Raw genomic sequence first — 6,468 nt, forward strand, 5'->3', positions numbered from 1 at the left:
CCCTCCCGGTGGGGCGGGCCGCTTTCGTGCGGGCCGCCCCCGCCGGTCATGAACCTAACGGCACAACACCGGTGTTGACCCCTCTCGGGCGGCAGCGGTGCTGTCGCGCGCCCGTACGCGGCGGCGGCACGCGGGCGTGCGCGAGCCGGGCAAAGGCCCCGTCCCCCGCCCCACGACACATTTTGGAAACGCATCCGTCGCGCTCTTGCCGTCGTGTCGAAGCCGCATATATAACGTTGTAAACCGAGCCGCCGACAGGCCGCGCCGCCCCTCCCGACCCCCCTCCGTACCCACGGACGAAGTCGAGGACAGGCAACCGGCATCAGCCGCACTTGTGCTGATGCTTCATCAGAAACAGCCAGACGCACGTGGTTCCGCGTGCCGTCATCCCGCCCAAGGAGCGTCCCGCGCATGATGATCCAGCGCCGATCCCGTACCCTCGCCGCGGCCTGCGTGCTCGCCGCCACCGCAATGCTCACCGCGGCCGGCTGCTCGAAGTCGGAGACCAACGACACCTCCGCCTCGTCCGACACGGGGCAGGCCGCCCAGGCAGCCACCACGGCCCCCGACAGCACCTCCGGCTCCGGCTGCTCCCTCCAGACCTACGGGGCGCCCAAGCTCGATCTCAAGAACGCGATCGTCGGCTTCTCCCAGTCGGAGAAGGAGGCCAACCCGTTCCGTATCGCCGAGACCCAGTCCATCAAGGACGAGGCGGCCAAGGTCGGCGTGAAGAAGCTGCTCACCACCAACGCCCAGTCGCAGCTGTCGAAGCAGATCAGCGACATCCAGGACATGCTGTCCCAGGGTGCACAGTTCCTCATCGTCGCCCCGCTCAACTCGGACGGCCTGGAGCCCGCGCTGAAGGCCGCCGCGGCGAAGAAGGTCCCGGTCCTCACCATCGACCGCAAGCTCAACGCCGGCGCCTGCAAGGACTACGTGGCCTTCCTCGGCTCGGACTTCGTGGAGCAGGGCAAGCGCGCCGCCGACGCGATGATCAAGACGACCGGCGGCAAGGGCAAGGTCGCCATCCTCCTCGGCACCTCCGGCAACGGCGTCACCACCGACCGCACCAAGGGCTTCGTGGACCAGCTCGCGGCGAAGGCCCCGGGACTGGAGATCGTGGCCCAGCAGACCGGCGAGTTCGCCCGTGACAAGGGCCAGCAGGTCATGGAGCAGCTGATCCAGTCGAAGCCCGAGATCACCGCCGTCTACGCCGAGAACGACGAGATGGGCCTCGGCGCCGTCACCGCGCTCAAGGCCGCCGGCAAGAAGCCGGGCAAGGACGTCAAGATCGTGTCGGTCGACGGCACCCGCAACGCCGTCCAGGCCGTCGTCAACGGTGAGTACAACGCCGTGATCGAGTCCAACCCGCGCTTCGGCCCGCTGGCGTTCCAGACCGCCCAGAAGTTCTACGGCGGCGAGGAGATCCCCGAGAACGTCATCATCTCGGACCGTGCGTACGACGAGACCAACGCCAAGGCGTCGGTCGGCGGCGCGTACTGATCCGTCGTCCCGCCGGACACCACCTGAGGCTCTCCCGCGACCGCCGTGGCGCGAACCGTGCCACGGCGGCCGGGAGTTCCCTCCGTCGCCAACCGGTACGGGGGACCATCCACCCCCGTGCCCGCCCTTTCGGCACCTTGGAACTTGGAAGGCCAGGATTCATGGCACCACCCGAAGCAGTAACCCAGCCGCCCGAGCCCGTCGCATCCGCTCCGGGCCCCGCCCAGGAAGCCGGCACGGTCCTCGAAGCCCGCGGCGTCAGCAAGCGGTTCCCCGGCGTCGTCGCCCTGGACGACGTGTCGTTCTCCCTGCGGGCGGGGGAGACCCACGCCCTGGTCGGTGAGAACGGTGCCGGCAAGTCCACCCTCATCAAGGTGCTCACAGGGGTCTACCGGCCCGACGGCGGCGAACTCCGGATGAACGGCGGAGCCGTCCGCTTCGCCCGGCCCTTCGAGGCCCAGCAGGCCGGCATCTCCACCATCTACCAGGAGGTCAACCTCGTCCCGCTGATGAGCGTGGCGCGGAACATCTTCCTCGGGCGCGAGCCCAAGAACCGCGTCGGGATGATCGACTTCGGCCGGATGCACCGCGAGACGACCGAGCTGCTCGACGGCTTCGGCGTCCGCGTCGACCCCAAGCGCCCGCTGAACACCCTCGGCATCGGCACCCAGCAGATGGTCGCGCTCGCGCGTGCCGTCTCGGTCAACGCCCAGGTCGTCATCATGGACGAGCCCACCTCCTCGCTGGAGCCCCGCGAGGTCGAGACGCTCTTCCGGGTCATCGCCGACCTCCGTGAGCGCGGCATCGCCGTCCTCTACGTCAGCCACCGCATGGACGAGCTCTACCGCATCTGCGACCGGGTCACCGTGCTGCGCGACGGCCGCCACATCCACACCGGCGACCTCGCCGACCTCAACCGGATGCAGCTCGTGTCGATGATGCTCGGCCGTGACATGGCCGAGGTCAAGCGGTCGGGCCTCACCAACTTCACCGAGGGCGGTCACGACACCACCCGTACGCCGGTCCTCACCGCGTCCGGCGTCTCCAGCCGCCACCATCTCCACGACATCTCCCTGGAGCTGTACGGCGGAGAGGTTCTCGGGCTCGGCGGCCTCCTCGGCTCCGGCCGCAGCGAGACGGCGAAGGCCCTCTCCGGCGCGCTGCACGTCGACGCGGGGAACATCACCGTCGACGGCAAGAGGCTCGGCCGGCTCACCCCGGCCGCCGCCATCAAGGCCGGCATCAGCCTCCTGCCCGAGGACCGCAAGGCCGAGGGCATCATCCCCGGTCTGTCGGTGCGCGAGAACATCGTGCTCGCCGCGATGCCCCGCCTCTCCCGGGCCGGAGTCGTCTCCCGCGCCAAGCAGGACCGCGTCGTCGAGATCTTCATGAAGCGCCTGCGCATCAAGTGCTCCAGCCCCGAGCAGAAGGTCGGCGAACTCTCCGGCGGCAACCAGCAGAAGGTGCTGATCGCCCGCTGGCTCTGCCTGGAGCCCAAGGTCCTGCTGCTCGACGAGCCCACCCGAGGCATCGACGTCGGCGCCAAGGCGGAGGTCCAGAGCCTCATCGACGAACTCGCGGGCGAAGGCCTGGCGGTGCTGCTCATCTCCTCCGACATCGAGGAGCTCATCGAGGGCGCCGACCGCATCGTCGTCCTGCGCGGCGGAGCCGTGGCGGGCGAGCTCGCCGGCGACGAGGTGGCCGAGAGCCGGCTGCTCGAAGTGCTCGCCGACCACGCCCCGGACGCGTCGCCCACGAACGCGCCGGCCACGCCGGAGAAGACCCCGGTCGCACAGGAGGAACCCCGATGACCCAGGCCACCCTGGCCCCGCCCGCAGCGAACCCGCTGGCCCGGCTGCGCACCCCCGCGTGGTGGCAGGAGTACGGCGTCTACGCGGCCGTCGCCGTGCTGCTGCTCTTCAACGCGCTGTTCACCGACCACTTCCTGACGACCGACAACCTGCGCACGCAGCTCGTCCAGGTCGCCCCCATCGTCATCGTCGCCCTGGGCATGGCCCTGGTCATCGGTACCGAGGGCGTAGACCTCTCGGTCGGCTCCACCATGGCGGTGGCCGCCGCCCTGCTCCCGCTCTACCTCGGGTACGGGCTGGTACCGGCGCTCGGCATCGCCCTGCTCGCCGGCGCGGTCGTCGGCGCGGTCAACGGATCGCTCGTCTCGCTCGTCGGGCTCCAGCCCATCGTCGCCACCCTCGCGCTCTTCGTGGGCGGCCGCGGCCTCGCCCTGGTGATGGCGGACGGCCAGCTCAAGCAGATCGAAAACCCCGACCTGCTCGCGCTCGGCACCGACTCCTTCCTCGGTATTCCGCTGGTCGTGCTCATCGCCGGCGTCCTCGCCGTCGCCGTGGCCTTCCTGATCGGGCGCACCACCTTCGGCCGCCAGGTCGTCGCCATCGGCGGCAACCGCGCCGCCGCCAAACTCGCCGGACTTCCCGTCAAGCGCGTCCTCATCGGCGTCTACGTGCTCTGCGGCGTGCTGGCCGCGCTGGCCGGCGTGCTCGCCACTGCCCGGCTCACCGCCAGCGACCCGTCCTCGCTCGGCACCCTGATGGAGCTCTCCGCCATCACCGCCGTCGTGGTGGGCGGAACCCCGCTCACCGGCGGTTCCGTCCGCGTGCTCGGCACCGTCGCCGGAGCCCTGCTGATGCAGCTCCTGCGCGCCACCCTCGTCAAGCACGACCTGCCCGACTCCACCGCCCAGATCGCCCAGGCAGCCATCATCATCGCCGCCGTCTACGTCGCCCGGGAGCGCCGGTCCCGATGAACGAAACCTCCTCCGCCCCGGTGGCCCGGACCACGGCCCCGCACGCGACCCCCGCTCCGGCCAAGGCGCCCGAGCCCCGTCACCAGGCGGGTGCCGGCTCCGCCGGCCGCCCCACCACGGGACAGAGCTTCCTCGACATCCTTCAGCGCCAGGGCGTCCTCGCCGTGCTGATCCTGGTGATCGTCGGCGCCTCCTTCAAGTACCCGGCGTTCCACAGCCTGGACAACGCCCGCGGTGTCACCGTGCAGGCGTCCTTCCTCGCCGTGGTCGCCCTCGGCATGACCATGGTCATCATCACCGGCGGCATCGACCTCTCGGTCGGCTCCGTCTTCGCCCTCGGCGGCGTCCTCGCCGCCTGGGCCTCGCAGTACGGATTCCTGCCCGCGCTGCTCGTACCGCTCGTGGTCTGCTCCGCGATCGGCCTGCTCAACGGGTTCCTCATCGCCCGTGCCGGGATGGCCCCCTTCATCGTCACCCTCGCCACCCTGCTCGGCGCCCGCGGTCTGCTGCTCTCGCTCACCGACGAAGGCGGCACCACCTACCTGGTACCGAAGGACTCGGCCTTCGCCGACCTGGGACAGGGCGCGGTCTGGGGCTTCGGGTACCCGCTCCTGATCGCCCTCGTCCTCTTCGGGATCGGCGGGCTCGTCCTCCAGCGGACCTCGTTCGGACAGTCGATCTTCGCCGTGGGCGGCAGCAGTGACGCCGCGACCCTGATGGGGCTTCCCGTCGCCCGCACGAAGATCATCGTCTACACGCTGAGTGGTCTGCTCGCCGGCCTCGCCGGCGCGCTGAGCGCGGCCCGGCTCACCTCCGGCGTCACCATCGTCGGCGTGGGCATGGAGCTCGACGCGATCTCCGCCGTCGTCATCGGCGGAACGCTGCTGGTCGGCGGCGCCGGATCGATCAGCGGAACCCTCTGGGGCGTGCTGCTGCTCGCCGTCATCCAGAATCTGATCAACCAGATCGGTACCCTCAACTCCTCCTACCAGTCGGTGGTCAGCGGCGGCTTCCTTATCGTTGTCGTGGTGGCGCAGCGCTATCTGTCGCGCAACCGCAGAACCACGTGAGCGGAGCCAACTCTCATAGCCGGACCGAGTGAAGGAGTGCCGTGGGCGTCAGCCTCAAGGACGTAGCGCAGCGGGCGGGCGTGTCGATCAAGACCGTGTCCAATGTGGTCAACAACTACCAGCACGTCACCCCGAAGATGCGTGCCAAAGTGCAGCAGGCGATCGATGAGCTCGGCTACCGGCCGAACCTCACCGCCCGTCATCTGCGCAAGGGCCGTACGGGCATCATCGCGCTGGCGGTCCCCGAGTTCGGCAACCCGTACTTCGCCGAACTGGCCGGAGCCGTCGTCGACGCCGCCGCCCGGCACGACTACACCGTGCTGGTCGACCACACGGCAGGGCTCCGCGAGAAGGAGCTGCTGGTCAGCCAGGGGTTCCGGTCCCACGTGATCGACGGGCTCATCATGAGCCCGATCCATCTGGAGACCGAGGACCTGATGGCCCGCGAGGAGACCGCCCCCCTGGTCCTGCTGGGGGAGCGGGAGTACGAGGCCCCGTACGACCACATCGCCATCGACAACGTCGCCGCGGCCCGTACCGCGGTACGCCATCTGCTCGACCACGGACGCAGCAGGATCGCCTTCCTCGGATCCCGCACCGGCCGTGAACGCCAGCCCGCGCACCTTCGGTTGCGCGGCTGGCGCGAAGAGCTGACGGCCGCCGGCATCGAACCGGACGAAGCGCTGGTCGTGGTCACGGACGGATTCGGGCGTGAGGACGGAGCCATCGCGATGGCATCCCTGCTCGACCGGGGCGAGCGGCCCGACGCGGTCTTCGCCTACAACGACCTGATCGCGATCGGTGCCATGCGCACCGTCACCGCGCGCGGGCTGTCCGTCCCGGACGACATCGCCTTCGTCGGCTTCGACGACATCGAGGAAAGCAGCTACGGCACCACCACCCTCACCACCATCGCCCCTGACAAGGAGGCCATCGCGCGCCTCGCGGTCGACAGCCTCGTCGAGCGCCTCGGAGGCGTACCGGTGAGCGAACCCCGGCGCCCGCGCCCCGGCTACCGGCTCGTCGTCCGCGAGTCGACGGTCCCCGGGCCCTCCGGCCCGGCCGCCTGACCGGAGGCGCCCGGCCGGCGCGCGCCGGGGCCCCGCGCCCCGG

At 70.3% G+C, this 6,468-nt stretch carries 5 protein-coding genes; all 5 read left to right on the forward strand.

The window, feature by feature from the left end; all coding sequences use genetic code 11:
• The first annotated feature begins 411 nt into the window (after positions 1–411).
• The 5 genes from ACFWEP_RS29680 (at position 412) to ACFWEP_RS29700 (ending at position 6,425) form a co-directional block, all read left to right on the forward strand.
• Positions 412–1,503, forward strand: a complete 1,092-nt coding sequence (locus tag ACFWEP_RS29680; protein WP_266712981.1) for an ABC transporter substrate-binding protein — start codon at positions 412–414, stop codon at positions 1,501–1,503.
• A gap of 161 nt (positions 1,504–1,664) precedes the next feature.
• Positions 1,665–3,314, forward strand: a complete 1,650-nt coding sequence (locus tag ACFWEP_RS29685) for a sugar ABC transporter ATP-binding protein (protein ID WP_387374615.1) — start codon at positions 1,665–1,667, stop codon at positions 3,312–3,314.
• Positions 3,311–4,285 (forward strand): ABC transporter permease, encoded by a 975-nt coding sequence (locus tag ACFWEP_RS29690; RefSeq protein WP_387374617.1) that lies wholly within the window; start codon positions 3,311–3,313, stop codon positions 4,283–4,285. Before ACFWEP_RS29685 ends, ACFWEP_RS29690 begins: the two co-directional genes overlap by 4 nt.
• Positions 4,282–5,355, forward strand: a complete 1,074-nt coding sequence (locus ACFWEP_RS29695; RefSeq protein WP_387374619.1) for an ABC transporter permease — start codon at positions 4,282–4,284, stop codon at positions 5,353–5,355. The genes ACFWEP_RS29690 and ACFWEP_RS29695 overlap by 4 nt, the downstream gene beginning before the upstream one ends.
• A gap of 41 nt (positions 5,356–5,396) precedes the next feature.
• Entirely contained in the window at positions 5,397–6,425 is a 1,029-nt protein-coding gene (locus tag ACFWEP_RS29700; RefSeq protein WP_387374621.1) for a LacI family DNA-binding transcriptional regulator, read from the forward strand.
• Positions 6,426–6,468 lie beyond the last annotated feature (43 nt).

The organism is Streptomyces sp. NPDC060198 (genome assembly GCF_042728415.1).
GTDB lineage: Bacteria > Actinomycetota > Actinomycetes > Streptomycetales > Streptomycetaceae > Streptomyces.

Coding starts and splice junctions, on each gene's coding strand:
- ACFWEP_RS29680 (WP_266712981.1), top strand. CDS start 412: ATGATGATCCAGCGCCGATCCCGTACCCTCGCCGCGGCCTGCGTGCTC.
- ACFWEP_RS29685 (WP_387374615.1), top strand. CDS start 1,665: ATGGCACCACCCGAAGCAGTAACCCAGCCGCCCGAGCCCGTCGCATCC.
- ACFWEP_RS29690 (WP_387374617.1), top strand. CDS start 3,311: ATGACCCAGGCCACCCTGGCCCCGCCCGCAGCGAACCCGCTGGCCCGG.
- ACFWEP_RS29695 (WP_387374619.1), top strand. CDS start 4,282: ATGAACGAAACCTCCTCCGCCCCGGTGGCCCGGACCACGGCCCCGCAC.